The 26,572-nt window shown below is 69.8% G+C and carries 30 protein-coding genes; 20 read left to right on the top strand and 10 right to left on the bottom strand.

What is annotated here, in order from left to right; genetic code table 11:
• Positions 1 to 3 precede the first annotated feature (3 nt).
• The 7 genes from sufD to AB4112_RS05580 all read left to right on the top strand — a co-directional run bounded on the left by sufD (position 4) and on the right by AB4112_RS05580 (position 5,651).
• Positions 4 to 1,332 (top strand): Fe-S cluster assembly protein SufD, encoded by a 1,329-nt coding sequence (gene sufD, locus AB4112_RS05550; protein ID WP_441717618.1) that lies wholly within the window; start codon positions 4 to 6, stop codon positions 1,330 to 1,332.
• Between the two features lies 1 nt (position 1,333).
• The gene (locus tag AB4112_RS05555) at positions 1,334 to 2,587 is read left to right on the top strand and encodes a SufS family cysteine desulfurase (RefSeq protein ID WP_441717620.1); all 1,254 of its coding nucleotides are present in this window, start codon (positions 1,334 to 1,336) and stop codon (positions 2,585 to 2,587) included.
• Positions 2,584 to 3,042 carry a SufE family protein gene (locus AB4112_RS05560; protein ID WP_309796116.1) on the top strand — a complete coding sequence of 153 codons (459 nt, stop codon included), beginning with the start codon at positions 2,584 to 2,586 and terminating at the stop codon, positions 3,040 to 3,042. The genes AB4112_RS05555 and AB4112_RS05560 overlap by 4 nt, the downstream gene beginning before the upstream one ends.
• On the top strand, positions 3,039 to 3,467 hold the full coding sequence (locus AB4112_RS05565; RefSeq protein ID WP_309796117.1) for an iron-sulfur cluster assembly protein: 429 nt from the start codon (positions 3,039 to 3,041) through the stop codon (positions 3,465 to 3,467). The genes AB4112_RS05560 and AB4112_RS05565 overlap by 4 nt, the downstream gene beginning before the upstream one ends.
• Positions 3,468 to 3,575: 108 nt before the next feature.
• A complete protein-coding gene (locus AB4112_RS05570) occupies positions 3,576 to 3,956 on the top strand; it encodes a HesB/IscA family protein (RefSeq protein WP_309796595.1) in 381 nt (126 codons plus the stop codon).
• An 18-nt stretch (positions 3,957 to 3,974) separates the two neighbouring features.
• Positions 3,975 to 5,300: a chloride channel protein gene (locus AB4112_RS05575; RefSeq protein ID WP_441717623.1), complete on the top strand. Its 1,326-nt coding sequence runs from the start codon at positions 3,975 to 3,977 to the stop codon at positions 5,298 to 5,300.
• A gap of 138 nt (positions 5,301 to 5,438) precedes the next feature.
• A complete protein-coding gene (locus AB4112_RS05580) occupies positions 5,439 to 5,651 on the top strand; it encodes a hypothetical protein (protein ID WP_441717625.1) in 213 nt (70 codons plus the stop codon).
• Positions 5,652 to 5,665: 14 nt separating this feature from the next.
• On the opposite strand, the gene AB4112_RS05585 is transcribed toward AB4112_RS05580, so the two are convergent.
• Positions 5,666 to 6,052, bottom strand: coding sequence for a nuclear transport factor 2 family protein (locus AB4112_RS05585; RefSeq protein ID WP_309796121.1), 387 nt, complete (start codon positions 6,050 to 6,052; stop codon positions 5,666 to 5,668).
• A gap of 198 nt (positions 6,053 to 6,250) precedes the next feature.
• Between AB4112_RS05585 and AB4112_RS05590 the strand changes: the two genes are divergently transcribed.
• The 10 genes from AB4112_RS05590 to AB4112_RS05635 all read left to right on the top strand — a co-directional run bounded on the left by AB4112_RS05590 (position 6,251) and on the right by AB4112_RS05635 (position 14,638).
• Positions 6,251 to 7,225, top strand: coding sequence for an aliphatic sulfonate ABC transporter substrate-binding protein (locus tag AB4112_RS05590; RefSeq protein ID WP_441717627.1), 975 nt, complete (start codon positions 6,251 to 6,253; stop codon positions 7,223 to 7,225).
• A gap of 3 nt (positions 7,226 to 7,228) precedes the next feature.
• On the top strand, positions 7,229 to 8,056 hold the full coding sequence (locus AB4112_RS05595; protein ID WP_441717629.1) for an ABC transporter permease: 828 nt from the start codon (positions 7,229 to 7,231) through the stop codon (positions 8,054 to 8,056).
• A 2-nt stretch (positions 8,057 to 8,058) separates the two neighbouring features.
• Positions 8,059 to 8,853 (top strand): ABC transporter ATP-binding protein, encoded by a 795-nt coding sequence (locus tag AB4112_RS05600; protein ID WP_441717631.1) that lies wholly within the window; start codon positions 8,059 to 8,061, stop codon positions 8,851 to 8,853.
• Between the two features lie 9 nt (positions 8,854 to 8,862).
• Positions 8,863 to 9,372 (top strand): OsmC family protein, encoded by a 510-nt coding sequence (locus AB4112_RS05605; RefSeq protein ID WP_441717633.1) that lies wholly within the window; start codon positions 8,863 to 8,865, stop codon positions 9,370 to 9,372.
• A gap of 400 nt (positions 9,373 to 9,772) precedes the next feature.
• Positions 9,773 to 11,332 carry a flavin monoamine oxidase family protein gene (locus AB4112_RS05610; protein WP_441717635.1) on the top strand — a complete coding sequence of 520 codons (1,560 nt, stop codon included), beginning with the start codon at positions 9,773 to 9,775 and terminating at the stop codon, positions 11,330 to 11,332.
• Positions 11,333 to 11,370: 38 nt separating this feature from the next.
• Positions 11,371 to 11,772 (top strand): c-type cytochrome, encoded by a 402-nt coding sequence (locus AB4112_RS05615; RefSeq protein WP_309796127.1) that lies wholly within the window; start codon positions 11,371 to 11,373, stop codon positions 11,770 to 11,772.
• Positions 11,773 to 11,955: 183 nt separating this feature from the next.
• Entirely contained in the window at positions 11,956 to 12,450 is a 495-nt protein-coding gene (locus AB4112_RS05620; protein WP_309796597.1) for a RidA family protein, read from the top strand.
• 136 nt (positions 12,451 to 12,586) lie between these two features.
• Positions 12,587 to 13,702, top strand: coding sequence for a catalase family peroxidase (locus AB4112_RS05625; protein ID WP_309796128.1), 1,116 nt, complete (start codon positions 12,587 to 12,589; stop codon positions 13,700 to 13,702).
• Positions 13,699 to 14,262: a cytochrome b gene (locus AB4112_RS05630; RefSeq protein WP_309796129.1), complete on the top strand. Its 564-nt coding sequence runs from the start codon at positions 13,699 to 13,701 to the stop codon at positions 14,260 to 14,262. The genes AB4112_RS05625 and AB4112_RS05630 overlap by 4 nt, the downstream gene beginning before the upstream one ends.
• 73 nt (positions 14,263 to 14,335) lie before the next feature.
• Positions 14,336 to 14,638 carry a putative quinol monooxygenase gene (locus AB4112_RS05635; RefSeq protein WP_309796131.1) on the top strand — a complete coding sequence of 101 codons (303 nt, stop codon included), beginning with the start codon at positions 14,336 to 14,338 and terminating at the stop codon, positions 14,636 to 14,638.
• 16 nt (positions 14,639 to 14,654) lie between these two features.
• Here the strand turns inward: AB4112_RS05635 and cysW are convergent, their stop codons facing one another.
• The 5 genes from cysW to AB4112_RS05660 form a co-directional block, all read right to left on the bottom strand.
• Complete coding sequence (gene cysW / locus AB4112_RS05640) at positions 14,655 to 15,560, bottom strand: sulfate ABC transporter permease subunit CysW (protein WP_309796132.1); 906 nt, start codon at positions 15,558 to 15,560, stop codon at positions 14,655 to 14,657.
• A complete protein-coding gene (cysT, locus tag AB4112_RS05645; protein ID WP_441717639.1) occupies positions 15,544 to 16,398 on the bottom strand; it encodes a sulfate ABC transporter permease subunit CysT in 855 nt (284 codons plus the stop codon). Before cysT ends, cysW begins: the two co-directional genes overlap by 17 nt.
• A 13-nt stretch (positions 16,399 to 16,411) precedes the next feature.
• Entirely contained in the window at positions 16,412 to 17,413 is a 1,002-nt protein-coding gene (locus tag AB4112_RS05650; protein WP_309796135.1) for a sulfate ABC transporter substrate-binding protein, read from the bottom strand.
• Between the two features lie 164 nt (positions 17,414 to 17,577).
• Positions 17,578 to 18,642 (bottom strand): sulfate/molybdate ABC transporter ATP-binding protein, encoded by a 1,065-nt coding sequence (locus AB4112_RS05655; protein ID WP_309796136.1) that lies wholly within the window; start codon positions 18,640 to 18,642, stop codon positions 17,578 to 17,580.
• 241 nt (positions 18,643 to 18,883) lie between these two features.
• The gene (locus AB4112_RS05660) at positions 18,884 to 19,081 is read right to left on the bottom strand and encodes a DUF3553 domain-containing protein (RefSeq protein ID WP_309796137.1); all 198 of its coding nucleotides are present in this window, start codon (positions 19,079 to 19,081) and stop codon (positions 18,884 to 18,886) included.
• A 97-nt stretch (positions 19,082 to 19,178) separates the two neighbouring features.
• Here AB4112_RS05660 and AB4112_RS05665 point away from each other — a divergent pair, with 97 nt between their 5' ends.
• Both AB4112_RS05665 and AB4112_RS05670 read left to right on the top strand, forming a co-directional pair.
• Positions 19,179 to 20,324 (top strand): trans-sulfuration enzyme family protein, encoded by a 1,146-nt coding sequence (locus AB4112_RS05665; protein WP_441717642.1) that lies wholly within the window; start codon positions 19,179 to 19,181, stop codon positions 20,322 to 20,324.
• Positions 20,325 to 20,495: 171 nt separating this feature from the next.
• Complete coding sequence (locus tag AB4112_RS05670; protein WP_441717644.1) at positions 20,496 to 21,590, top strand: ABC transporter ATP-binding protein; 1,095 nt, start codon at positions 20,496 to 20,498, stop codon at positions 21,588 to 21,590.
• A gap of 15 nt (positions 21,591 to 21,605) precedes the next feature.
• Here AB4112_RS05670 and AB4112_RS05675 read toward each other — a convergent pair whose 3' ends face one another.
• A complete protein-coding gene (locus AB4112_RS05675; RefSeq protein WP_441717646.1) occupies positions 21,606 to 22,319 on the bottom strand; it encodes a DJ-1/PfpI family protein in 714 nt (237 codons plus the stop codon).
• 82 nt (positions 22,320 to 22,401) lie between these two features.
• Between AB4112_RS05675 and AB4112_RS05680 the strand changes: the two genes are divergently transcribed.
• Complete coding sequence (locus AB4112_RS05680) at positions 22,402 to 23,349, top strand: GlxA family transcriptional regulator (RefSeq protein WP_441717648.1); 948 nt, start codon at positions 22,402 to 22,404, stop codon at positions 23,347 to 23,349.
• Positions 23,350 to 23,356: 7 nt separating this feature from the next.
• Here AB4112_RS05680 and AB4112_RS05685 read toward each other — a convergent pair whose 3' ends face one another.
• The 3 genes from AB4112_RS05685 to AB4112_RS05695 form a co-directional block, all read right to left on the bottom strand.
• On the bottom strand, positions 23,357 to 23,644 hold the full coding sequence (locus tag AB4112_RS05685) for a GIY-YIG nuclease family protein (RefSeq protein ID WP_309796142.1): 288 nt from the start codon (positions 23,642 to 23,644) through the stop codon (positions 23,357 to 23,359).
• Positions 23,645 to 23,825: 181 nt separating this feature from the next.
• Positions 23,826 to 25,025 carry a lytic murein transglycosylase gene (locus AB4112_RS05690; protein WP_309796143.1) on the bottom strand — a complete coding sequence of 400 codons (1,200 nt, stop codon included), beginning with the start codon at positions 25,023 to 25,025 and terminating at the stop codon, positions 23,826 to 23,828.
• A gap of 251 nt (positions 25,026 to 25,276) precedes the next feature.
• Complete coding sequence (locus AB4112_RS05695) at positions 25,277 to 26,266, bottom strand: aldo/keto reductase (protein ID WP_441717650.1); 990 nt, start codon at positions 26,264 to 26,266, stop codon at positions 25,277 to 25,279.
• Positions 26,267 to 26,572 lie beyond the last annotated feature (306 nt).

A 26,572-nucleotide genomic window follows, 5' to 3' on the forward strand; every position in this document is an offset into this window, starting at 1 on the left:
GTCATGAGCGAACGGATCACGATCTCGCCCACCGTCGCCGCCCAGCGCGACCGCTTCGCCGCCCGCCGCGCCGGCCTGCCCGGGGTCGGCCGCAGCGCCATCGACCGCCGGCGCGAGGCGGGCATGGCCCGGTTTGAAAGCCTCGGCCTGCCGACGCGCAAGCTGGAGGCCTGGAAATACACAGACCTGCGGCGGCTGGAGAAGTTCAGCTTCGCCAGCGTGGCGCCGGACGAGCTGGCGGTGCCCGAGGTGCTGCGCCCCTTCATCCCGGCGCAGGGCCCGTCCATGGTCTTCGTCAACGGCCAGCTGCGCCTGGACCTGTCGCATGTCGACGACCTGCCCGCCGGGCTGCGCCTGGACGGCTATGCCGCGGCGCTGGAGGATGGCGACGCCGACGTCGAATCCCGCTTCGCCGCGGCCGCCGATGCGGCCTCGATGGTGGAGTTGAACACTGCTTTGGTCGATGACGGCGCCGTGCTGCGCATCGTGGCCGGCGCGGTGATCGAGGCGCCGATCCGCCTGGTGTTCCTGTCCGCGCCCGGCGAGGCGCCGGTGGCCAGCCATTCCAGGATCCTGATCCTGGTCGGCGCCAACAGCCAGGCGACGGTGATCGAGTCCTATCACGGCACCGACAACGCCGGTTACTTCACCAATGCGGTGGGTGAGGCCGAGATCGGCGACGGCGCCCGGCTGCGCCACTACCGGCGCCAGAGCGAGGGGCTGCAGGCGGTCCATCTCGTCAACGGCCGCGTCCGGATCGGCCGCGACGCCACCTATGACAGCTTCACCCTCAGCCTCGGCGCCGATCTGGCGCGGACCGAGGTGACGGCCACCTTCGCCGGCACCGGCGGCAACGGCCATGTCACCGGCGCCTATCTCGCCGACGGCAACCGCCACATCGACACCACCACGCTGATCGACCACGCCGTGCCGGATTGCCGGTCGCGCGAGGTGTTCAAGGGCGTGCTCGACGACAAGGGACGCGGCGTCTTCCAGGGCAAGATCATCGTCCGGCGCGACGCCCAGCGGACCGACGGCTACCAGCTGAACCGGGCGCTGATGCTGTCGCGCACCGCCGAGATCGACAGCAAGCCCGAACTCGAGATCTACGCCGACGACGTCAAGTGCAGCCACGGCGCGACCATCGGCGAGCTCGACTCCGCGGCGCTGTTCTACCTGCGCAGCCGCGGCATCGACGAGCGCACGGCCCGGGCCATGCTGGTCGAGGCCTTCCTGCGCGAGGCGCTGGAGGAGATCGCCGACGAGGCGGTCCGCGACGAATTCGGGGCCGCGGTCGAGCTGTGGCTCGTCGGGCGGCATCAGGAGGCCTGAGATGGACACCCGGCTGCACACCAGCGGCATCAACGCCTATGACGTGAACGCGATCCGGGCGGATTTCCCGATCCTGTCGCGCACCGTCTACGGCAAGCCGCTGGTCTATCTCGACAACGCCGCCTCGGCCCAGAAGCCGCTGTCGGTGATCGAGGCCGAAAGCCGCGTCTACCGGGAGGAATACGCCAACGTCCATCGCGGCCTGCACTATCTCAGCGGCGCCGCGACCGATGCGTTCGAGGCGTCGCGCGAGGCGGTGAAGAGCTTCATCAACGCCCGCTCGATCAAGGAGGTCATCTACACCCGCGGCACCACCGAGGCGATCAACCTGGTCGCCCAGACCTGGGGCCGCGCCTTCCTGAAGCAGGGCGACGAGATCATCGTCTCGGTGCTGGAGCACCACTCCAACATCGTGCCCTGGCAGCTGCTGGCGCAGGAGAAGGGGCTGGTCCTCAAGGTCGCCCCGATCGACGACGAGGGCAATTTCCTGCTCGACGAGTTCGAGAAGCTGCTGTCGCCGAAGACGAAGCTGGTCGCGCTCACCTACATGTCGAACGCGCTGGGCACCATCGTCCCGATCAAGGCGGTGATCGACCGGGCCCATGCGGTCGGCGCCAAGGTGCTGGTCGACGCCGCCCAGGCGATCACCCACATGCCGGTCGACGTCCAGGCGCTGGGCTGCGATTTCCTCGCCTTCTCCGGCCACAAGCTGTACGGCCCGACCGGCATCGGCATCCTCTATGGCCGCGAAGAGCTGCTGGAAGCGATGCCGCCCTGGCAGGGCGGCGGCGAGATGATCCGCACCGTCAGCTTCTCCGGCACCACCTTCGCCGACCTGCCGGCCAAGTTCGAGGCCGGCACCCCGGCCATCGCCCAGGCGATCGCGCTGAAGGCGGCGATCGACTACGTCACCACCCTCGGCCTCGACACCATCGCGGCGCATGAGCGTGAGCTGCTGGATTACGGCGTCGAGCGGTTGTCGCATGTGCCGGGGCTGACCATCGTCGGCCGCGCCCAGGAGCGCGCCTCGATCATCTCCTTTTCCATGGATTGCGCCCATCCGCACGACATCGGCACGGTGATCGACCAGGCCGGCGTCGCGGTGCGGGCCGGCCATCACTGCGCCCAGCCGCTGATGGAACGGCTCTGCTTGCCGGCGACGGCGCGGGCCTCTTTCGCCCTGTACAACACCAAGGCCGAGATCGACGTGATGGCCGAGGCGTTGGACAAGGTGGTCAAGATGTTCGCGAGATGACCATGCCCCCCTCCCAGGCAAGGCTATCGCCCGAAGAGTTGGAGGAGAACTTCTCCCTCCTCGACGATTGGGAGGAGCGCTACGCCTACATCATCAGCCTGGGCGACGCCCTGCCGCCGTTCCCGGATGCCGAGCGGACCGAGGCCAACAAGGTCCATGGCTGCCAGAGCCAGGTGTGGCTGGTGGCCCGGCCGGAAGACCAGGCATCGGACCGCATCGTGTTCCAGGGCGACAGCGACGCCCGCATCGTCAAGGGGCTGATCGCCATCGTCACCGGCGTGTTCTCCGGCCGCCGGCCGGAGGAGGTGGCGGCGATGGACCTGCGCGGGCTGTTCACCCGGCTGGGTCTCGACACCCATCTGACCAGCGGGCGGCGCAACGGCCTGGCCTCGATGGTCGAACGGATCAAGGAGATCGCGCGGCGGCACCTGTCCGCGCGGGAGGCGACATCATGAGTTCTTTCCCCGACGACGGCCTCGGCCTGAACGACTTCATGCGCGCCGGCACGCTCGACCTGCCGGAGCCGGACTGGATCCATGTCCGCACGCCGATGTCCAAGGTCACATACCCGCTCGATGTCGCGGCCACGCGCTCGGCGGTGATGGACAACCTGACCCTGGTCTACGACCCGGAGCTGCCGGTCAACATCGTCGAACTCGGGCTGATCTACCGGGTCGAGGTGTCGCCGCAGGGCCAGGTCGACATCGACATGACCCTGACCGCGCCGAACTGCCCGGTCGCCGGATCGATGCCGGTGATGGTGGAGCGGGGGGCGCTGTCGGTCCCCGGCGTCACCGGGGCCAAGGTGAACCTGACCTGGGATCCGCCCTGGTCGATCGAACGCGCCAGCGAGGATGCCCGGCTGGCGTTGGGGATGTGACGAAAGATCGCCCGGCTAAAGCCGCGCGATCCTGGGATGCTGCCGCAAACCGTTGAAGTCCTTCCCCGATCGGCCCATCTTGGGGATTGAGGATACGAGGTGAACACCATGCGCGCCCTGCCACCGCCGATCTCGCTGACCGACCGCGCCGCCGACCGCGTGCGCGAGCTGATCGAGAAGTCGACCAAGCCGATCCTCGGCCTGCGCGTCGGGGTCAAGGCGCGCGGCTGCTCCGGCCTCAGCTACTTCATGGAATACGCCGAGGAGCGGAAGAAGTTCGAGGACGTGGTCGAGAGCAAGGGCGTCACCGTCCTGATCGACCCGTCGGCGATCATGTTCCTGCTCGGCACCGAGATGGACTGGGTGCAGGAAGAGTTCGGCGCGCGCTTCGTGTTCAACAACCCGAACGAAGTCGACCGCTGCGGCTGCGGCGAGAGCTTCCGCGTCGCCCAGCCCGAGAACAAGGAACCGGCGCACGCCGGCGCCTGACGCCGTCCGGCCGTCGCCGTGGCTTACAACGCCGGCGCCGCGCCGGACCTGACACCCCGAACCCTTCGCCGCCTGCTGTCGCCGCCGCGCCTGCGACGCCTGATCCGCTTCGCCGTCGGCGGGTTGCTGGTCGGCTGCATGGCGGTCGCCTTCGCCCGCGCCGCCGACTGGGCCCAGGCCGTCTTCTTCTGGATCACCGACGGCCGGCTGTGGCTGGCCCCGATCCTGGGCGCCGTCGGCTTCGGCGTCTCGGCCATGGCCGCCGCGCAGTTCTTCCCGGCGGCGCCGGGCAGCGGCATTCCCCAATGCATCGCGGCGATGCGCCGGCCGCTGGAGCTGGTGCCGAGCCAGCTCAACATCCGCACCGGCATTGGCAAGATCCTGCTATGCCTGTTCGGCTTGGTCTGCGGCGCGTCGATCGGGCGTGAGGGGCCGACGGTGCAGGTCGGCGCCGTGATCCTGGCCCGCTTCACGCCCCACGCCAACCCGGCCCGCCTGCGCCGCGTGATCACCGCGGGCGGGGCGGCCGGCCTGGCCGGCGCCTTCAACACACCGCTGGCCGGCATCGTCTTCGCTCTGGAGGAGCTGGTCGGCGGCTTCGACATCCGCAACCGGATGGCGGTGCTGACCGCGATCTTCCTGTCCTCGGCGGTCGCGATCGCCGTGCTCGGCGACTACACCTATTTCGGCCGCCATGCGCTGGACTTTACGGCGCGGGCGATCCCGGTCTTCATCCTGGTGGCCTTCCTCGCCGGGCTGCTGGGCGGCCTGTTCGGCCGCTGCGTCCTGGCGCTGACCCGACTGCTGCCGCGCCTGTTCCGCCGCTGCGGCCGCTGGTCGGTGCTGCTGGCGGCGGCAAGCTGCGGCCTGCTCGCCGGGCTGATCGGCCTGGCCGCAGGCGGCACCACCTTCGGCACCGGCTACGAGCCGACGCGCCTCGCCCTCGAAGGCGCGCACGCTTTGTCGTGGTGGTTCTTCCCGGCCAAGTTCGCCGCCACCGCCCTGGCCTCTTCGGCCGGGATCCCGGGCGGGCTGTTCGCGCCGTCGCTGGCGGTCGGGGCCGGGTTCGGCGCGATCTTCGCGCCGCTGGTCGATCCCGCTTTGGTGCCGTCGCTGATGCTGGTGGGAATGGCCGCCTACCTCACCGGCGTCACCCATTCCCCGGTCACGGCGCTGGTGCTGCTGGCCGAGATGACCGGCGAGTCCCGCGGCCTCGCCATCCTGATCCCGGCGGTCGGCCTGGCCTGGTTCGGGTCGCGCCTGGTGCTGCGGCAGGGGCTGTACCACCTGCTGGCCGAACGAATTCTTGCACGCGGCGGCTGGAATCCTTCAGCGACAAGCTGATATCGTCCCCCACAAAGAAAAAGATCCTTTTGGGGGTTCAGGGTGAGATACGTCCTTCCAGCGCTTGCGGCGCTGCTTCTTTTGGGCTGCGCGGAGAAACCCACTGAGTCCTCGGCCGTCCTGTCGCAGACGGTGAAGGTGAACGGCCTGGATATCGGCGTGACCCGGCTGGCGACGTCGAGTTGGGGGGCCTGGCTGGTGGGGCCGAGCCTGATCGCCCCGTCGCACAGCAAGGTCCGTGCCGCCGAGCGCAAGGCCATCGAACTGGTCTCGGCCTGCAGGGTCACCGACATCGCGCCGCGGGACAACCCGATGCGGTCCGAATATGTGGAGCTGACGGTGGCCTGCTGAACGGCCGCCGAATCCTAGCCGGCCGGCACCCGCAGCGCGTAGCGCTCGGTCCAGCGGCTGCGGTCATAGGGCGGCTCGCCCGAATCCCCGAACACCTCCAGGGCCTCGGTGATCTGGCCGTCGCGCAGGCGGTAGACCGAGATGGCGTGGACGACCTCCACGTCGTTGGTCAGCAGGACGCGGGAGATCGCCCGCTCTCCCGCCGCGATCAGCTCCTGCAGATGGCAGCGCCAGCGGGCGGGATGGTTCGCGTTGACCGCGATGAAGGCGTCGGCGCCGCGGATGCGCTCGCAGGTCTGCGGCCAGTCGGCCACGAAGTCGTCGGCCAGCAGACCAAGGGCCCTGGCCCAGTCACGCGTGTCGAATGCACGCCAAAGATCGGCGACGATATGGTCGTCCATGGCATTTCGATAAATTTGTTCCTATTTTGTTCATTATGCCCATGCAAGGCCTGCATGTCGAGCGCTCAGACATAGACACTAGAATATTGTTCAATATGGAAATATTTGACACTTGGACTGGATAAAATTAGCCTATTTGCCCGATGAATTGACGGGCGGGTCGCGTGAATCCTGCCGGCTGAAAGGATCGCAAAACCCATGTTCGCTGTCTCTCGCCGCCTGCTGCTGACGGCCGCCGCCCTGTTGAGCCTCGGTCCGGTCGCGGCCCATGCCGCCGATGCGGTCTCCGGCATCACCATCGACTGGGCCTACTACAACCCGGTCAGCCTGGTGCTGAAGGACAAGGGCTGGCTGGAGGAGGCGCTGAAGCCGCAGGGCGTGTCGGTGACCTGGGTGCAGAGCGCCGGTAGCAACAAGGCGATCGAGTTCCTGAACTCCGGCAGCGTCCAGTTTGGCTCGACCGCCGGCGCCGCGGCGCTGCTGGCGCGGATCAACGGCAGCCCGATCAAGGCGGTCTACTCCTACTCCAAGCCGGAATGGACGGCGCTGGTCACCAATGGCGACAGCCCGATCCAGTCGGTCGAGGACCTCAAGGGCAAGCGCGTCGCCGTCACCCGCGGCACCGACCCCTACATCTTCCTGCTGCGCGCCCTGGCCGATCACGGCCTGACCGAGCAGGACATCGAGGTGGTGCTGCTGCAGCATGCCGATGGCCGCAACGCCCTGATCGGCCACCAGGTCGACGCCTGGGCCGGGCTCGACCCGATGATGGCGCAGGCGGAGCAGGAGCAGGGGGCGCGGCTGTTCTACCGCAAGCCCGACCTCAACACCTATGGCGTGCTGAACGTCAACGAGCAGTTCGCCGCTGACCATCCGGAGATCGTCGAGGCGGTGATCCGTGCCTATGAGCAGGCGCGCCGCCACGCGCTGGCCCATCCGGACGAACTGCGCGCCGCCCTTGTCCAGGCCGCCGGCCTGTCCGACGCCGTGGCGGCCAAGCAACTGGAGCGCACCGACCTGTCGAACCCGGCGATCGACGCGCCCAAGCGCGACACCATCCTGAACGCCGGGCTGGCGCTGCAGAAGGCCGGGGTGATCGACGCCGCGGTCGATGTCGCGGCCACGGCCGACGCGCTGCTCGACAGCCGCTTCAAGACCGCGCTCGCGAACTAGCCGATGGCCAGCCTGGACAGCACCGCGATCGAGCCGGTCCGCGCCGCACGGCCGGGTTTGAATGCCGCCGGCACCCTGGCCGTCGGGCTCATCCTGCCGGTCGGGCTGGCCCTGGCCTGGGAGGGGCTGGCGGCGCTGGGCGTGGTCTCGACCCGGCTGCTGCCGCCGCCGTCGCAGATCCTGCGCACCCTGGGCGACCTGGCGATGCGCGGCGTGCTGCTGGACCATGTGCTGACCACGCTGGGCCGGGTCGCCGCCGGCTTCCTGCTCGGGGTCGCCGCCGGCACCGCGCTGGGCGCCGCGACCGGGGTGTGGCCGCTGGCCCGCCGGCTGCTGGACCCGACCATCCAGGCGCTGCGCAGCATCCCGTCGATCGCCTGGGTGCCGCTGTTCATCCTGTGGTTCGGCATCTTCGAGACGCCGAAGGTGATGCTGATCGCGGTCGGCGTGTTCTTCCCGGTCTACCTCACCCTGGCCGGCGCCATCGCCTCGGTCGACCGCAAGCTGGTCGAGGTCGGGCGCATCTACCGCTTCGGCACCTGGGACCTGGTGCGCCGCATCCTGCTGCCGGCGGCGCTGCCGACCTACATCACCGGCCTGCGCGGCGGCCTCGGCCTCGGCTGGATGTTCGTGGTGGCGGCCGAGTTCATGGGCGCCAGCAAGGGCCTCGGCTACCTCCTGGTCGACGGCCAGATGACCGGGCGGCCGGCGATCATCCTGGCCGCGATCCTGCTGTTCGCCGTGCTCGGCAAGCTCAGCGACCTCGCCCTGGCCGCGCTCGGCGCCCGGCTGGTGCGCTGGCAGGACGGCTACCGGCCGGAAGGGGCCTGACCATGCTGTCGCTGACCGGAGTCGCCAAGCGTTATCCGAACGGCCTGGCCGCGCTGTCCGGCATCGATCTCGCCATCGATCCCGGCGCCATCGTCGCCGTGGTCGGCGCCAGCGGCTGCGGCAAGAGCACGCTGCTGCGCCTGGTCGCCGGGCTCGACCGCGCCACATCAGGCACGGTCGCGGTCGCCGGCCATCCGGTCGACGGGCCGGGCGAGGATGTCGGCGTGGTGTTCCAGGAGCCGCGGCTGATGCCCTGGCTGACGGTCGAGGCCAACATCCGCTTCGGCCTCGGCCGGCTGCCGAAGGCCGAGGCGGCGCGGCGCGCGGCGGAGGCGATCGCCCGGGTCGGGCTGGCCGGCTTCGCCCAGGCCTGGCCGCGCCAACTGTCGGGCGGCATGGCCCAGCGCGTCGCCATCGCCCGGGCCCTGGTGGCGAAGCCGAAGGTGCTGCTGCTGGACGAGCCGTTCAGCGCGCTCGACACCTTCACCCGGCGCGACCTGCACCAGCACCTGCTCGACATCTGGGGCTGGCTGCGCCCGACCATGATGCTGGTGACGCACGACATCGACGAGGCGCTGGCCCTGGCCGACCGCGTGGTGGTCCTGGCCGGCCGGCCGGGCCGCATCGTCGCCGACGTCGCGGTGCCGCTGCCGCGGGCCGACCGGGCAGGGGCGCCGGAGTTGCAGCGGCTGCGCGAAGCCGTGCTATCGTCGCTGGCGGTGCCGCGCGACGCGGCGCCGGACCGTGACGCGGGCGCCGCAGGGGCCCGGGTCTCGGCCATACCCGTCACGATCTGAGAGATGGCGATGGACTCCGATGCACTGCGCGCCATGCAGGCGCCGCTGAAGGACCGGTATCGCGAGGCGCCGGAGGCGGCGCTGGTCACCCTCCGCGCCAAGGGCCGGCTCGGCGACGAAGGGGTGACCTGCAAGGTCGAGACCGGCCGTGCCCTGGCCGAGGCCGGGCTGCACCCGGCGACCGGCGGCGACGGGCTGTCGCTGTGCTCCGGCGACATGCTGCTGGAGGCCCTGGTGGCCTGCGCCGGGGTGACGCTGAAGGCGGTCGCCACCGCGCTGGCCCTTCCGGTCACCGGCGGCACGGTCTCGGCCGAGGGCGACCTCGACTTCCGCGGCACGCTGGGCGTGGCCAAGGACGCGCCGGTCGGGTTCCGCGCCATCCGGCTGCGCTTCGACGTCGAGGGCGACCTGACCGAGGAGCAGCGGGCGACGCTGCTGAAGCTGACCGAGCGCTACTGCGTGGTCTACCAGAGCCTGCGCCAGCCGGCGGCGTTTGCGGTCGACTTGGTGAGCGCCTGACACCCGAGCCGTCATTGCGAGCCCCGCAGGGGCGTGGCAATCCAGCGGCACCGACCCCTGGATCGCCACGTCGCTGCGCTCCTCGCGATGACGAGGGTAGGGATGAAGGAGCTTGATGTAATTTGACGTGAATATTGAATTATTTTCTATCAATTCAAATAATACCTGATTTTCCGAAATATTGATCTGCCCATTATTTGTCTGATCTGATGCCTTTTGCTTCGGCATCCGACGGATGCATGGGCGATCCTTGAGCTCGGGATGGCGCCGGAACCGGCCTCGCCGGTTCTGGCATCGTTCTTGCTCCGCCCTCGATCGATGACCGGATCGATCCGGCGCGACCGTCGAAGGGGCAAGACCAATGCAAGAGGACCACGGGGCCGGCGTCAGTCGGCGAGGCTTGCTGTCGCTGATCGGGATGACCGCCGGCAGCGCCGCCATGTACCAGGCCATGACCAGCCTCGGCCTGGCCGCCGAGTCGGGCTACAAGGGGCCGATCGCGCTGGGCGGCGATCCGAAGGGCGCCTCGGTGCTGGTGCTCGGCGCCGGGCTGGCCGGGATGACCGCGGCGCTGGAACTGCGCCAGGCCGGCTACAAGGTCCAGGTGCTGGAGTTCAACGACCGGCCGGGCGGGCGGAACTGGACGCTGCGCGGCGGCGACCGCTTCACCGAGCTCGGCGGCGCCACCCAGGCCTGCGAGTTCGACGAGGGGCTGTACATCAACCCCGGACCGTGGCGCATCCCGTACCACCATCACGGCGTGCTGGATTATTGCCGCCGCCTGGGCGTGGCGCTGGAGCCGTTCCAGCAGCTCAACCACAACGCCTTCCTGCACAACACCAAGGGCTTTGGCGGCAAGCCGCAGCGCATCCGCGACATCAAGACCGACTTCCAGGGCCATGTCTCCGAGCTGCTGGCCAAGGCGACGCAGCAGGGCAAGCTGGACGATGCGGTGACCAAGGAGGACCGCGAGATCCTGCTGCAGGCCCTGAAATCCTGGGGCGCGCTGGACGGCGACTATGCCTACAAGGCCGGCGAGACCTCGTCCGAATTCCGTGGCTTCAGCAAGGATGCCGGCGGCGGCCTGGGCGCCGCGCCGGTGCCGAGCGAGCCGATCGGCCTGTCCGACATCCTGACCTCGCGGCTGTGGCGCGGGCTGCAGAGCTTCGCGCTGTACGAGTTCCAGACCACCATGTTCCAGCCGGTCGGCGGCATGGACATGATCGGCAAGGCCTTCGCCGCCCAGGTCGGCGACCTGATCCGCTACCACGCCAAGGTCACCCGCATCCAGCAGAGCGAGAGCGGGGTCACGGTGACCTATGAGGACACCAAGAGCCCCGGCAGCCCGCTCCAGGCCACCGCCGACTGGTGCATCTGCACCATCCCGCTGACCGTGCTCAGCCAGATCCAGATCGATGTCGGGCCCAAGATGCAGGCGGCGATCGAGGCGGTGCCCTATGCCTCCTCGGTCAAGGTCGGGCTGCAGTTCCGCCGCCGCTTCTGGGAGGAGGACGAGGCGATCTACGGCGGCATCAGCTACACCGACCTGCCGATCCGCCAGATCTCCTACCCCAGCACCGGCTACAACCGCGGCGGCAAGGGCGTGCTGCTCGGCGCCTACACCTGGAACGGCCCGAACTCCTATGAGTTCGCCGCTATGGCGCCGGCCGAGCGGATCAAGCGGGCGGTCGAGTTCGGTGGCCAGATCCACCCGCAATATGCGGCGGAGTTCGAGACCGGCGTCGCCGTGGCCTGGCACCGGGTGCCCTTCATCCTGGGCTGCTCCGGCGACTGGACCGACGAGGCCCGCGCGCAGCACTACGACAACCTCTGCCAGATCGACGGCCGCATCGTGCTGGCCGGCGAGCACGCCTCCTACATCCCGGCCTGGCAGGAAGGGGCGATCCTGTCCTCGCTCAACGCGATCGAGCGGCTGCACCACCGGGTGGTGGGGGCCTGACGATGAGCCGCACCGCAATGCTTCCGGGGATCCTCGCCATGACCATCCGCCTCGCAGCCTGCCTGATGCTGCCCGTGCTGGCGCTGCCGGCCGTCGCCTCGGCCCAGGAGGCGCCGGCGCCGATGCTGAGCCCGGCTTCGACCTTCGCCGAGACCGACGGCGCGGCCCTGTTCGCCAATGTCTGCCAGGCCTGCCACATGCCGGCGGCGCAGGGCGCCATCGGTGCCGGCCACTACCCGGCCCTGGCCAAGAACCCTAATCTCGAGACCGGGGCCTATCCGGTCTATGTCGTGGTCCATGGGCTGAAAGGCATGCCGCCGGTCGGCAGGATGATGAACGACGACCAGGTCGCCGCGGTCGTCAACTACCTGCGTACCAGCTTCGGCAATTCCTATACCGATCCGGTGACGGCCAAGGACGTGGCCGACGCCCGAAACTGACCACGGAAAAGCTTTTTCGAGAATCCCAAACCGTCATCGCGAGGAGCGAAGCGACGTGGCGATCCAGGGGCCGGTGCCGCTGGATTGCCACGCCCCTGCGGGGCTCGCAATGACGGCTCTGGAAAGACCCGGGATGGCACGACACCGAGAGCCACACTCACCAAGGGGAGAGAACGAGTGACGATGATGAAGACGATGGCCGCCGCCTGTCTGGCGGCATTGGTGACGGCCGGCCCGGCGCTGGCCGACGATGTGATCCGCCACAAGATCCCGAATTCCGACTTCCCGATCGCCCGCGCGGTCGAGGTGCCGGCGGGCAAGACCACGGTCTATGTCAGCGGCGCGGTGCCGCCGGTGGCGGATACGGCCGCGGCCAAGAACACCGTCGCCGCCTATGGCGACACCAAGGCCCAGACCGTCGCGGTGTTCCAGTCGATCGAGAAGACCCTGAAGGATCTCGGCCTCGGCTTGGGTGACGTGGTCAAGATGCAGGTCTTCCTGGTCGGCGACCCGGCCAAGGAGGGCAAGATGGATTTCGCCGGATTCATGGAGGGTTACCGCCAGTTCTACGGCACCGCGGCCCAGCCCAACCTGCCGGCCCGATCGGCCCTGCAGGTTGCCGCCCTGGCCAATCCCGGCTATCTCGTCGAGATCGAGGTAACCGCCGTGCGGCCCTAGGCGAACAGCGGGGCGGGGATCGCCAGGGCGGTTCCCGCCGGCCCGCCTCGGTCCGCCGGCGGAATTGTTTCGACGGTGCCGGAATAGACCGGTAGCGTTGGGCGTCTCTCCCGTAGCAACCGCCAAGGAGTGGATGGTGTCCGGCAGTCGTGAGCCATTGAGGGGCGATATCCCGCCACCCCTGAGTCCCCTGGGAACCCTGGTCCGGCTGGGCGTGATCGGCGCCGTGCTGCTGGTCGCCGCGGGGGCCTTCGCCTACACCGGCGGCTGGCTGTCCCCGGACCGGCTGACCCCGGACCGGATCATCGATGCCTTCGAACACGACAACGGCGTGCATCCGGGCTTCCGGCGCAACCATGCCAAGGGTCTGTGCATCGCCGGGTCGTTCGAGAGCAACGGCCAGGGCGTCCGCCTGTCGAAGGCCGCGGTGTTCGCGCCCGGCCGGGTGCCGGTGGTCGGCCGCTTCGCCAATGCCGACGGCCATCCCTTCGTCGTCGACACCCCCGCCTCGATCCGCAGCATGGCGCTGCAGTTCACCACGTCCAACGGCGAGGTGTGGCGGACCGGGATCAACGACATCCCGGTCTTCGTCGTCAAGACGCCGCAGGCCTTCTACGACCTTCTGGTGGCGTCGGCGCCGGACCCGGCCACCCAGCAGCCCGATCCGGCCAAGATGCAGGCGTTCTTCGCCGCCCATCCCGAAATGCTGAAGGCGATCGGCGCCATCAAGGCCCAGCCCTTCTCCTCCGGCTTCGGCGACGCCGCCTACAACAGCCTCAACGCCTTCCGCTTCGTCAATGCGGCCGGCACCTCCACCCCGGTCCGCTGGTCGATGGTGCCGGTGCAGCCCGTCACGGCGGAAAGCCCGGACCAGGCGGCCCAGACCGACAAGAATTACCTGTTCGACGACCTGATCGCCCAGGTCCGCAAGGGGCCGCTGCAATGGCGCCTGGTGGTGACCGTCGGGCAGCCTGGGGATGTGACCGACGATGCCACCGTGGCCTGGCCGGCGGATCGCGAGCAGGTCGATGTCGGCACCATGACCATCGACCATGTCGAGGCCGAGGCGGCGGGCAATTGCCGCGACATCAACTTCGACCCGCTGGTGCTGCCATCGGGCATCGAGGCGTCCGACGACCCGCTGCTCAGCGCCCGGTCGGCGGCCTATTCGAAATCCTACACGCGCCGCAGCGGCGAGCCGAAGTCGCCCAGCGCGGTCCAGACCGATGCAGCGCAAGGATCGGGGTCATGACGGGCGAACCGCGCTTCACCGCGTTCTCGCGGATCCTGCACTGGGTGATGGCCGTGCTGATCCTGGCGATGCTGTTCATCGGCGTCGGCATGGTCGCCTCGGTGTCCGAGCGCTATCGCCTGCTGGTGTCGATCCACAAGCCGCTCGGCGTCCTGATCCTGGTGCTGGTGGTGGTCCGCATCGCCAACCGGCTGTTCAACGTGCCGCCGCCGCTGCCGCGCCACATGCCGGCCTGGCAGAAGCTGGCGGCGAGGGCGAGCCACCTCGTGCTCTACGCCCTGATGCTCGCCATGCCGCTGGTCGGCTGGGGGATGCTGTCGGCGGCGGGCTATCCGATCGTGCTGTACGGGCCGGTGCACCTGCCGGCGATCCTGCCGCAGGACGCGATGCTCTATGCCGCGCTGCGCCAGGCGCACACCGTCCTGGCCTATCTGCTGTTCGCCACCATCCTGGCCCATCTCGGCGCGGCGCTGATGCACGCGCTGATCCATCGCGACGGCGTCTTCACCAGCATGGCGTCGTGGAAGGCGCGGGGCGGGGAGGCGGTCCGGAAAGGCTGACGGCGGGGCATTGCGGGCTGGCGATGCCGCACTTCGGGGCGATAAGATCCGACAAAACATCGGAGACCCCAAAGTGATTCACGTCATCGCCATGCTCACCGCCAAGCCGGGCCAGCGCGCGGCCCTCCTGGAGGAGTTCCGCAAGATCATCCCCGCGGTCCATGCCGAGCAGGGCTGCATCGAATACGGCCCGGCGGTGGATGCCGAGGGCAGCGCCGACCGCTTCGGCGACGACACCTTCGTCGTGATCGAGAAGTGGGAGAGCCCGGAGGCGCTGAAGGCGCATTCGGTGGCGCCGCACATGAAGGCCTATGGCGAGCGAGCCAAGGACCTGCTCGCCGGCCGTGCCGTCCATGTGCTGGCCCCCGCGGGCTGAACCGATCCGGCCGGGGTCAGTGCCCCGGCCGCCCCGTCCGCCGGCTGCGGCGTTCGATCAGCGTCTTCACCGTCAGGGTCACCAGCGCCAGCAGCGCCAGGGTCGAGGCCGCGGCGAAGGCGCCGACGGCGTTGTAGTCGTTGTACAGCAGCTCGATCTGCAGCGGCAGCGTGTTGGTCTGGCCGCGGATGTTGCCGGAGACGATGGAGACGGCGCCGAATTCGCCCATCACCCGGGCGTTGCACAGCACCACGCCGTACAGCAGCGCCCATTTGATGTTGGGCAGGGTGACGCGGAAGAAGGTCTGCCAGCCATTGGCGCCCAGCGTCGCCGCCGCCTCCTCCTCGTCGCGCCCCTGCGCCTGCATCAGCGGGATCAGCTCGCGCGCCACATAGGGCGAGGTCACGAACAGGCTGACCAGGACGATCGCCGCCGGGGTGAACATCACCTGCAGCCCATGCGCCTGCAGCCACGGCCCCAGCAGCCCCTGGGCGCCGTAGAGGAAGAGGTAGACCACGCCGGCCACGATCGGCGAGACCGAGAACGGAATCTCGATCAGCGTGGTCAGCAGGCGCTTGCCGCGGAACTGGAACTTGGCGATGGCCCAGGCCGCCATGATGCCGAACGCGGTGTTGACCGGCACCACGATCAGCGCCGTGGTCACCGTCAGCCCGATGGCGTGCAGCGTGTCGCGCTCGACGATGTTGCGGGCGAAGACGGCGATGCCGGCGGACAGGGCCTGGACGAAGATCACGACGATCGGCGCCACCAGCACCAGCGCCGCGGCCAGCAGGGCGAGGCCGATCAGGATGCGGCGGGTCCAGCGGCCCTCGCCGATGCGCGGCGAACGCCGCGGACGGGTGGCCGCGGCCGGGCGCGCGGGCTCGACGTCCGGCGTCACGCTGTCAGCGGCGATCGACATGGCGCAGGAACCGGGCCTGGAGCAGGTTGGTGGCGAGCAGGATCACGAAGGCGGCGGCCAGAATGGTCACTGCCAGCGCCGCCGCGGCGGCGTAGTCGTATTCCTCGAGCCGGATGAAGACGAGCAGCGAGGTGATCTCGGTCTGCATCGGCCGGTTGCCGGCGATGAAGATGACGGCGCCGAACTCGCCCAGGGACCGGGCGAAGGCCAGGCTGCAGCCGGCCACGAAGGCGGGCAGGATCGCCGGCCACACCACATGGCGCAGGGTCGACAGGTCGCCGGCGCCGAGCGTGCGCRCCGCCTCCTCGACCCCGGGGTCGAGATCCTCCAAGACCGGCTGCACGCTGCGCACCACGAAGGGCAGGCTGGTGAAGGCCATGGCGATGGCGATGCCCAGCGGGGTATAGGCGACCGGGATGCCGATCGCCGCCAGCGGCGCGCCGAACCAGCCGTTCTTGGCGAACAGCGCGGTCAGGGCCAGGCCGGCCACCGCGGTCGGCAGGGCGAAGGGCAGGTCGACGATGGCGTCCAAGAGCCGCCGTCCGGGGAAGCGGTAGCGCACCAGCACCCAGGCCAGCAGCAGCCCGATGACGCCGTTGAACACCGTCGCGCCCAGCGCCATGCCCAGCGTCAGCTGATAGGTGGCGATGGCACGGGGCGACCCGACGATGGCGAAGAACTGCGCCGGCGTCAGGCTGGCCGCCTTCAGCCCCAGCGCCGCCAGCGGCAGCAGCACCACCAGCACCAGGTAGACCAGGGTGCAGCCCAGCGTCAGCCGGAAGCCGGGCAGCACCCGGCGTCGTGCCGGGTGAGGGGCGGTGAGGGCGGCGCTGGTCATTCCGGCGAACCGGTCATTGGTTGACGAACACGCTGTCGAGGATGCCGCCGGCGGCGAAATGCTCGGCATTCACCTTGTCCCAGCCGCCGAACACCTCGTCGACCGTGGCCAGCGTCACCGCCGGGAACTGGTCGGCGTGCTTGGCCGCGACCTCGGCCAGGGTCGGGCGGTAGAAATTCTCGGCCAGGATCTCCTGGCCCGCCGGCTGGTACAGGAAGTCGAGATAACCCTTGGCCAGCGCGGTGGTGCCGCGGGCATCGGCGACCTTGTCGACCACCGCCACCGGGAAATCTGCCTTCAGGCTGGCCGGCGGCACCACCACGACGAAGCCCTTGTCGCCGTATTCCTTCTGGATGCCGCGGGTCTCGGCCTCGAAGGTGATCAGCACGTCGCCGGTCTCGCGCTCGACGAAGGTGGTGGTGGCGCCGCGCCCGCCGGTGTCGAACACCGGCACATGCGACAGCACGGTCTTGACGAAGGCCTTGGCCTTCTCCTGGTCGCCGCCATTGGCCTTCAGCGCATAGGCATAGGCCGCCAGGTAGGTGTAGCGGGCGTTGCCGGAGGTCTTCGGGTTGGGGAACACGGCCTGGACGTCGTCGCGCGCCAAGTCGCCCCAATCCTTGATCCCCTTGGGGTTGCCGGCCCGCACCAGGAAGGCGGGGAAGGAGTAGTAGGGCGAGGCGCCGTTGGGGAAGGCCGTCTGCCAGCCCGGCTTGACCGCGCCGCCCTTCTCCAGCGCCGTGATGTCGGTGGCCTGGTTGAAGGTCACGACATCGGCCTGCAGCCCTTCCAGGATCGACCGCGCCTGCTTCGAGGTGCCGGCATGCGACTGCTCGACCTTCACGTCCTGCCCGGTCTTGCCCTTCCAGTAGGTCTGGAACGCCGGGTTGATGTCGGTGAACAGCTCGCGCCCGACATCGAAAGAGGCGTTGAGGATGCTGGTCTGGGCCTGCGCCGCAGCGGCACTGCCGAACAGGCCGGCGACAAACGCCAGCGCCAGGAAGGAACGCTTCATTCAAATCTCCAAGAGGGATCGGAGGCCGTCCGGAAATGCGCTGATGTGAGTCGGATGGCGGTGGCTTCGAGACCCGGCGCGCAGCGGACGTTTGAGTCCGTGAGCACCGGAAGCGGAGAAGCCGCCGTCAGACGGCCACAGCAGTAGCATTTCCGGATGGCCTCTCAGGCGGCCTGGCGCGCCGGGAAGAGGCCGAAATGGCTGGTGCCGACCTGCAGCGTCTCGCCGGCGGCGGGCAGGCGGGTGGCCAGCTGGCGGCGATGCCATTCCAGGTCGATCGGGATCGCGCCGTGCTCGGTCACCGCCTCGACCCGCACCAGCGGGCCGATGACGGCGACGCTGCGGATCGCGATCGGGAAGGCGTCGCTGCGCGCTTCCTGCGGCAGCAGGTCATGCGGCCGGATGAACAGCTCGCCGGCGCCGTCCGGCCCGGAATAGCCGGCCGGGCGCGGCAGCACCGCGCCCTCGACATCGACCCGGTCGGGGCCGATGCGGCAGGGCAGGCGCACGGCCTGGCCCAGGAACTCGTAGACGAAGGGCGTCGCCGGCCGCTCATAGACCTCGGTCGGGCTGCCGATCTGCTCGACCTTGCCGTGGTCCATCACCACCACCTGGTCGGCCAGCTCCAGCGCCTCCTCCTGGTCGTGGGTGACGAAGACGGTGGTCAGCTTCAGCGTCTGGTGCAGCTCGCGCAGCCAGCGGCGCAGATCCTTGCGCACCCGGGCGTCGAGCGCGCCGAAGGGCTCGTCCAGCAGCAGGATGCGCGGCTCGATCGCCAGGGCGCGGGCCAGGGCGACGCGCTGGCGCTGGCCGCCGGACAGCTGGTCGGGATAGCGGTCGCCGAACTTCTCCAGCTGCACCAGGGCCAGCAGCTCCTTGGCGCGGGCGCGGATCGCCTCGGCCTCGGGCCGGGTCTGGCGCGGCCGCACCTTCAGGCCGAAGCCGATATTGTCCAGCACCGACATATGCCGGAACAGGGCGTAGTTCTGGAACATGAAGCCGACCTGGCGGTCGCGCACGTCGACGGCCGACATGTCGAGGCCGCCGATGCGCAGCGACCCGGCATCGGCGTGTTCGAGGCCGGCGATGATGCGCAACAGCGTGGTCTTGCCCGAGCCGGAGGGGCCGAGCAGCGCACAGAGATGCCCCGCCTCGATGTCGAGGCCGATCCCCGACAGAGCGGTGAAATCCTGAAACCGCTTTTCGATCCCGCGGAGCTCGACGCGCATCGATTCAGCTTTCTTTTAACGTAAATTCAAGCCTTCGATCATAGTGGAGTGTATAAAGCGCGCCAATGGAAATTCCATGCACTCGCGCGATGGCGGCGGAGGTTGAACATATAATTATAGTATTAATTTGTCATTGCCCGGCTTGACCGGGCAATCCAGGGGCCACCGAGAGCCGCTCTGGCCGCCCCTGGATGCCACGGTCAAGCCGTGGCATGACAAAAAGGGGAAGGGAGCGGCCCCGCTACAGCTCCCCCGCCGGCTCCAGCTGGATCACCGTGCTGTCGATCAGCACCTTGCCGCGGTTCTCGAAATTCACCGTCACCCGGCTGCCGATCACCGACTGCACCTGGCCCGGGCCCCAGTCGGGCTGGGTGGGGTGCCGCACCCACATGCCGGGCGCCAGGCCGAAATCCACGCCGAACCCGTTCTCGACCGCCATCTCTCCGCCCCTTCGCGTTGCCCGACGACGTTGCCACGGATTGCCGCGCCGCGTCAGCGGGGTTACACCCGGAAGACACTCTGGAGTCACGCCCTCCATGGACGATCGTCCGCCCTGCCGTCCCGAAACGCTGGCTGCCCGCCTCGACGGCTATCTGTGCGGCGACACCGGCGCGATCGTGCCGCCGATCCACCCGTCCTCGACCTATGCCCGCGACGCGGACTACGCCCAGATCGGCGGCCGGGGCTACAGCCGCGACGACAACCCGACCTATCTCCAGGCCGAACATGTGCTGGCCCAGCTCGAGGGCGGGGCGGCGGCGATGCTGTTCGCCTCCGGCATGGCGGCGATCGCGGCGCTGTTCCAGGCGCTGCAGCCGGGCGACCATGCCGTGGTCTCGCGCGACATGTATTTCGGCACCGCCAAGCTGCTGCGCGAGGTGCTGATCCCCTGGGGCCTGCGCTGCGACATGGTCGACACCGCCGATCTCGACGCGCTGCGGGACGCGGTCAAGCCGGGGGTGACGAAGCTGGTGTTCGTCGAGACCCCGGCCAACCCGACCTGGGCGGTGACCGACATCGCCGCCGCCGCCGCCATCGCCCATGCGGCCGGGGCGTGGCTCGCGGTCGACAACACCTCGGCCTCGCCGGCGCTGTGCCGGCCGATCGCGCATGGCGCCGACCTGGTGGTGCATTCCGCCACCAAATACCTGAACGGCCATTCCGACGTGGTGGCCGGCGCGGTGGTGACGGCGGCCGACACGAAGCTGTGGCAGCGGATCGGCCGCATCCGCTTCCTGGCCGGCCCGGTGCTGGGCCCGTTCGAGGCCTGGCTGCTGCTGCGCGGCATGCGCACCCTGTTCATCCGGGTGCGCGCCGCCGGCGCCAATGCCCAGCGCATCGCCGAGCATTTCGACGGCCACAAGGCGATCGCCCAGGTCTGCTATCCCGGGCTGCCGGGCTTTCCCGGCCATGCCATCGCGGCGCGGCAGATGGAGGGCGGCTTCGGCGGCATGCTGTCGCTGCGCGTGGCCGGCGGCCGCGACGCCGCGCTGCGCGCCATCGGCCGGGTCCGCATCTTCATCCGCGCCACCTCGCTGGGCGGCGTCGAAAGCCTGATCGAACACCGCGCCACCATCGAGAAGGAGGACGGCACCGTCCCCGACGACCTGCTGCGGCTGTCGGTCGGCATCGAGGCGGTGGAGGATCTGATCGCGGATCTGGAACAGGCGCTGGCGGGATAAGACAGGAAGACGTTGACCCGGACCCGTCTTCCCTTTGTCATGCCACGGCTTGACCGTGGCATCCAGGGGCGGCCAGCGCGGCTCGTCGTGGCCCCTGGATTGCCCGGTCAAGCCGGGCAATGACAGCAAAGAGAGCCGGCATGAACCGGCACGACCAGTGACAGGGGCGGCATGACGGACAGGGAAGCGGGCGCCTTCGTCGAATTCGTCGACGTGGCCAAGACCTATGACGGCGAGACGCTGGTGGTGCGGGGGCTCGACCTCGCCATCCGCCAGGGCGAATTCCTCACCCTGCTCGGGCCCTCGGGCTCGGGCAAGACCACGACGCTGATGATGCTCGCCGGCTTCGAGACGCCGACCCGCGGCCACATCCTGCTCGGGGGCAAGGCGATCGACGCGCTGCCGCCGTGGCGCCGCGACATCGGCATGGTGTTCCAGAACTACGCCCTGTTCCCGCACATGACGGTGCGTGAGAACGTGGCCTTTCCGCTCAAGGTGCGCGGCCTTTCGGGGGCGGATGCCGAGAAGCGGGTCGAACGCGCGCTCGACATGGTCAAGCTGGCCGGCTTCGGCGGCCGCCGGCCGGCCCAGCTCTCCGGCGGGCAGCAGCAGCGCGTCGCCCTGGCCCGCGCCCTGGTGTTCGAGCCGCGGCTGGTGCTGATGGACGAGCCGCTGGGCGCGCTCGACAAGCAGCTGCGCGAGCACATGCAGCTGGAGATCAAGCACCTGCACCGCTCGCTCGGCGTCACCGTGGTCTATGTCACCCACGACCAAGGCGAGGCGCTGACCATGTCGGACCGCATCGCCGTGTTCCATGAGGGCGGCATCGACCAGCTGGCGACGCCCGACGACCTCTACGACCGGCCCGAGACCGCCTTCGTCGCCCAGTTCATCGGTGAGAACAACCGCCTGGCCGGGACGGTCGAGGCGCTGGCGGGCGGGCAATGCACCGTCGCGGTCGATGGCGGCGGCACGGTGCTGGCGACGCCGGTCGGCGGGGGCGGGCAGGGCAGCCGCGCCACCCTGTCGATCCGGCCGGAGCGGGTGCGGCTGGCTCCCGGCGCCGAGGCCGGGCCGAACCGCTTCCCGGCGCGGATCGAGGAGCTGATCTTCCATGGCGACCACACCCGCGCCCGGCTGGCGCTGCTGGGCCGCGACGACTTCGTGCTGAAGCTGACCAACGCCGACGGCCGCCCGGGCCTGGCGCCGGGCGAGACCGTCACCGTCGGCTGGGCCGCCGCCGACTGCCGGGCGCTGACGGCATAGGACGCGGCCTGCCGCTCAGGCGGTCGCGGCCCGGGCGCGGTGCCGGTCCGCCGCCACCTGGGCGATGATCGCGGCACGGTCCGGCTGGCGGGCGACGTTGCGCGCCCGGGCCAGGGCCAGCACCTCGGCCGGCGCGGTCTCGGGGCGGCCGGACTCGAAGGGCGGCGCCGGCGCGTATTCCAGGCCGAGCTGGATCGACTGGGCCACCGTCGCATCCGCCAGCTCGGCCGCCAGGGTCAGGGCGAAGTCGATGCCGGCGGTGACACCGCCGCCGGTCAGGACGGTGCCGTCGCGCACGACCCGGCCGGCATCGGGAATCGCGCCGAACAGCGACAGCTCGTCCCGCCAGGCCCAGTGGCTGGCGGCCCGCTTGCCCTCCAGCAGCCCGGCGGCGCCGAGGATCAGCGAGCCGGTGCAGACCGAGGTGACGTAGCGCGCGCCGGCGGCCAGCCGCCGGATCTGTGCGAGATAGCCCGGGTCGCGCATGGCGTCGAGGCAGCCGAACCCGCCCGGCACGCACAGCACGTCGCAGCGTTCCACCGCCTCCAGCCGCGCCAGGCCGGAGAAGGCGAAGCCCTCGACCACGACCGGCGTGCCGCCCATCGACGCCACCACCGGGACGGCGCCCGGCAGGCGCGACAGCACCTGGTGCGGGCCGGTGAAGTCGAGCTGGGTGACCCCGGGATAGATCGGGAAGACGATGATGAGGGGGACGATGGGGGCGGCCATGGCGCTCTCCGCTGGAATTGACAGCGCCAGTATCGCCCGCCAGGATCATGTCTGAAACGACATTGATCCCTTATTTACCGTCATGACCCTCGCCATCGGCTTCCTGGTCTTCCCGGGCTTCAACATCCTCGACCTCACGGGGCCGCTGGCGGCGTTCGACACCGTCTCGCGCGACCGGTCGCCGCGGCCCTACCGGCTGGAGGTGCTGTCGGAACCGGGCGGCGCGGTCGCCAGCTCCTGCGGCCTGCCGGTGGTGACGCTGCCGCTGGAGGGCCGGTCGCCCGACCTGCTGCTGGTGGTCGGCGGCCGCGGCGTCGACCGGGCGGCGGCGGTGCCGCAGCTGCTGGCCTTCATCCGCGACGCCACGGCCGGGCGGGTGGCCAGCGTGTGCACCGGCGCCTTCCTGCTCGCCGCCGCCGGGCGCCTCGACGGGCGGCGCGCCACCACCCATTGGCGGCATGCGGCGACGCTGCAGCGCCAGTATCCGGGCGTGCGGGTCGAGATGGACCGGATCTTCATCAAGGACGGCCCGGTGTGGTCCTCGGCCGGCATCACCGCCGGCATCGACCTGGCCCTGGCCCTGATCGAAGAGGATCTCGGCGTCGAGGCCGCGCGCGGGACGGCCCGCGACCTCGTCGTCTATCACCGCCGCCCGGGCGGCCAGTCGCAATTCTCGGCGCTGCTGGACCTCGAGCCGCCCTCCGACCGCATCCAGGCCGCGCTGCGCTATGCGCGGGAGCATCTGGGCGAGGCGCTGTCGGTCGACCGCCTCGCCGCGGTGGCGCATCTCAGCCCCCGCCAGTTCGGCCGCGCCTTCCTGGCCGAGACCGGGCAGACCCCGGCCAAGGCGGTCGAGCGCCTGCGCGCCGAAGCCGCCCGGCCGCGGATCGAGGACGGCATCGAGCCGATCGAGGCCATCGCCCGCGATGTCGGCTTCTCCGACCCCGAGCGGATGCGCCGGGCCTTCCTCCGCGCCTTCGGCCAGCCGCCCCAGGCCCTGCGGCGGGGCCGGCGGGCCGCGGCGGCATAGGGGGCGATCAGCTGTTGATCGTCTCGAACAGGTCGAGCCATTGCGGGTTTTGGTCTTCGATCAAAGAGAGCTTCCAGGCACGCGGCCAGCGCTTGAAGGTCTTCTCGCGCGCAATGGCGAGGCGGACATCGTCATAGGTTTCGACGTAAACCAGCCGTTTGATGCCGTACCGTTTGGTAAATCCCGGAGTGGTGGCGGTGCGATGCTCGTCGAGGCGGCGCGAAATATTGTTGGTGACGCCGATGTACAATGTGCCGTTGCGGTGACTGGTCAGAATGTAAGTGTAGTAGGGCATTGGCGGCGATGGGTCAGTGTATCGGAACGATACCGCTCTTCGTTGTTAATACCCATCTCTCAAATTGTCATGCCACGGCTTGACCGTGGCATCCAGGGGCGCCCAGAGCGGCTCTTGGTGGCCCCTGGATTGCCCGGTCAAGCCGGGCAATGACAATAAAACAATAGGCTCTGAAGCTTTTCTACTGCCCGCCCAGCGCGCGGTAGATCTTCTGGCCGGCACGGCCGGTCGAGGGCATCCCGGCGCGCTGTTCGGCCTGGGAGATGGCGGCGCGGGTGGCCGGGCCGATCTTGCCGTCGGCCTGGCCGCCGATGTCGTAGCCCTGGGCCAGCAGCAGCTGCTGCAGCCGCAGGCGCTGGGCCCGCGACAGGCCGGGGTCGTCGGTCGGCCACGGCGTGCGCAGCGCCGGCCCGCCGGACAGCCGCTGGGCGAGGTGGGAGATGGCGAGCGCGTAGGATTCGGCCGCGTTGTAGGAATAGATCGCGTCGAAGTTGCGGAACACCAGGAAGCCCGGGCCCTGCGGCCCGGCCGGCAGCAGCAGCCCCGCCTGGGCGCTGCCCGACAGCGGTGCCCCGTCGGCCCGCACCACGCCGCGCTGGGCCCAGGCCGACAGCGGGTCCTTGTCCTTGCGCCCGGTCGGCCCGTTGTAGCCGGCCGGCACCTTGACCTCGATCATCCAGGGCTGGCCCTGCTGCCAGCCGGAGCGCTTGAGGTAGTTGGCGGTGGAGCCGAGCGCGTCGGCCACCGACCCGACCAGGTCGCGCCGCCCGTCGCCGTCGAAATCGACCGCCAGGCGCTGATAGGTCGAGGGGATGAACTGGGTCTGGCCGAAGGCCCCGGCCCAGGAGCCGTTCAGCTCCTCCAGCCGCAAATCGCCGGCGCTGACCAGCTTCAGCGCCGCCATCAGCTCGCCGCGCCAGAAATCGGTGCGCCGCTCGCCGGCGCAGACCAGCGTGGCCAAGGCATGCGGCAGGAAATAGCCGCCGGTCTCCTTGCCGTAGTCGCTCTCGACGCCCCAGACCGCGGCGATCACGGTGCGGTCGACGCCGTAGCGCTGCTCGGCCTGCTGCAGCACCCGGCCGTATTTCGACATCATGGCGCGGCCGTCGGCGATGCGCTGGTCGTCGACCAGGAAGGCGAGGTAGTCCCAGATCGGGGTCACGAATTCCGGCTGGGCCTGCGAGAAGCGCAGCACCTTGTCGTCCGGCTGGGTCAGCCCGTCGAAGGCGCGGGTGGCGATGTCGCGGCTGACCCCGGCCTTGATCGCGGAGTCGGCCAGGCCGGCGACGCAGGACGAGAAATCGGCCAGGGCGGGGCCGGCGGAGAGCAGCGGCAGCAGCGCCAGCAGGGCCGCCTTCCAGGGTGAGCCGAACAGGGTCATCGGGGTCCTTGCAATCCGGTCCAAGGGAATCGGCCCCCGGGGAATCAGCCGGGGCGCATCCGGCGATCCTCGCCGATCCCTCCGGCGCGGACAACCCGCCCATGGCCCCGCGGGGGCCCTTCGGGGGTGCTTTCCCTCTTCGTCATTGCGAGGAGGCGAAGCCGACGAATCCATCCATGGTGCGGCCTGGCATGGATTGCTTCGCTGCGCTCGCAATGACGGCAAAGGGGGAGGGAGGGGGAGAGCCGGTCCTAGATCTGGACCGATTTCATCCCCGCGGCCGGATAGCGCGTGCCGGCGGCGGCGCCGGCCGGGATCGCCGCGTCCAGCCGGGCCAGGTCGTCGGGCGTCAGGGCCACCGGCAGCGCGCCGAGATTCTCGTCCAGCCGCGCGATCGAGCGGGTGCCGGGGATCACCGTCACGTCCTCGCCCTGGGCCAGCACCCAGGCCAAGGCGAGATGCGACGGCTTGCAGCCCTTCTCGGCCGCCAGCGCCTCGAACCGCGCCACCAGCCCGCGGTTGTGGTCGAAGTTCTCGGCCTGGAAGCGCGGATGCGCCGCCCGCCTTCCGTCGATCTGCGACAGGTCGCGGATCGCCCCGGTCAGGAAGCCGCGGCCGAGCGGCGAATAGGCGACGAAGCCGATGCCGAGCGCTCGGGTGGTCCTGCGGGTCTCCTCCGCCTCGGTGCGGTACAGCAGCGAATACTCGGTCTGCACCGCCGCGATCGGGTGCACCGCATGGGCCCGGCGGATGGTGTCCGCCCCGGCCTCGGACAGGCCGAGATGGCGGACCTTGCCCTGCTCCACCAGCCGGGCCATGGCGCCGACCGTGTCCTCGATCGGCACGTTGGGGTCGACCCGGTGCTGGTAGTAGAGGTCGATGGTGTCGACCCCGAGCCGGCGCAGGCTGGCCTCGCAGGCCTGGACCACATAGTCGGGCCGGCCGTCGACGCCGTTCGGCCCGCCCTCGCGCCGGGTCTGGCCGAATTTGGTGACCAGCACCACGCGGTCGCGCCGGCCCTTGATGGCGCGGCCCAGCAGCTCCTCATTGTGGCCCCAGCCATACATGTCGGCGCTGTCGAGATGGTCGACGCCGCGGTCGATGGCGTGACGGATCAGGTCTTCTGAGGCGGCGTCGTCGGCGGCGCCATAGACGCCCGAGAGCGGCATCAGGCCGAGCCCGATGGCCGAGACCGACAGCCCGCCCAGCCGGCGATGCGCGATGCCCTGAGTCGATGTCATGCTTGCGTCCTTCCGATCAGGCCGTTCTGGATCGTCGCCCCGGAGGCGACGCAATATGCGGAAGCGGCTGCTGCCGTGGGGACACGGACGGAATGGCGAGAGCCGTGCCGGAGCGGGCAGGCCGTTCAGGTCCATATTGGCCCGGGGAGGTCCTGGTGCCAAGCGGGTTCCCGGCATCAGAACGGTCCGCGATCGCGAGCGACAGTGCCGCCGCCTTGCTGCACGCCGACAATGCCCCGGGACCGTCTAGCCATGGCGCTTAATCAGCAATATCAGTTCGCCTACTTGAGACGATCCGAAAATGAT

The sequence above is a fragment of the Inquilinus sp. 2KB_23 genome (assembly GCF_052115705.1).
In the GTDB taxonomy this organism is placed as follows: Bacteria; Pseudomonadota; Alphaproteobacteria; order DSM-16000; family Inquilinaceae; genus Inquilinus; species Inquilinus ginsengisoli_A.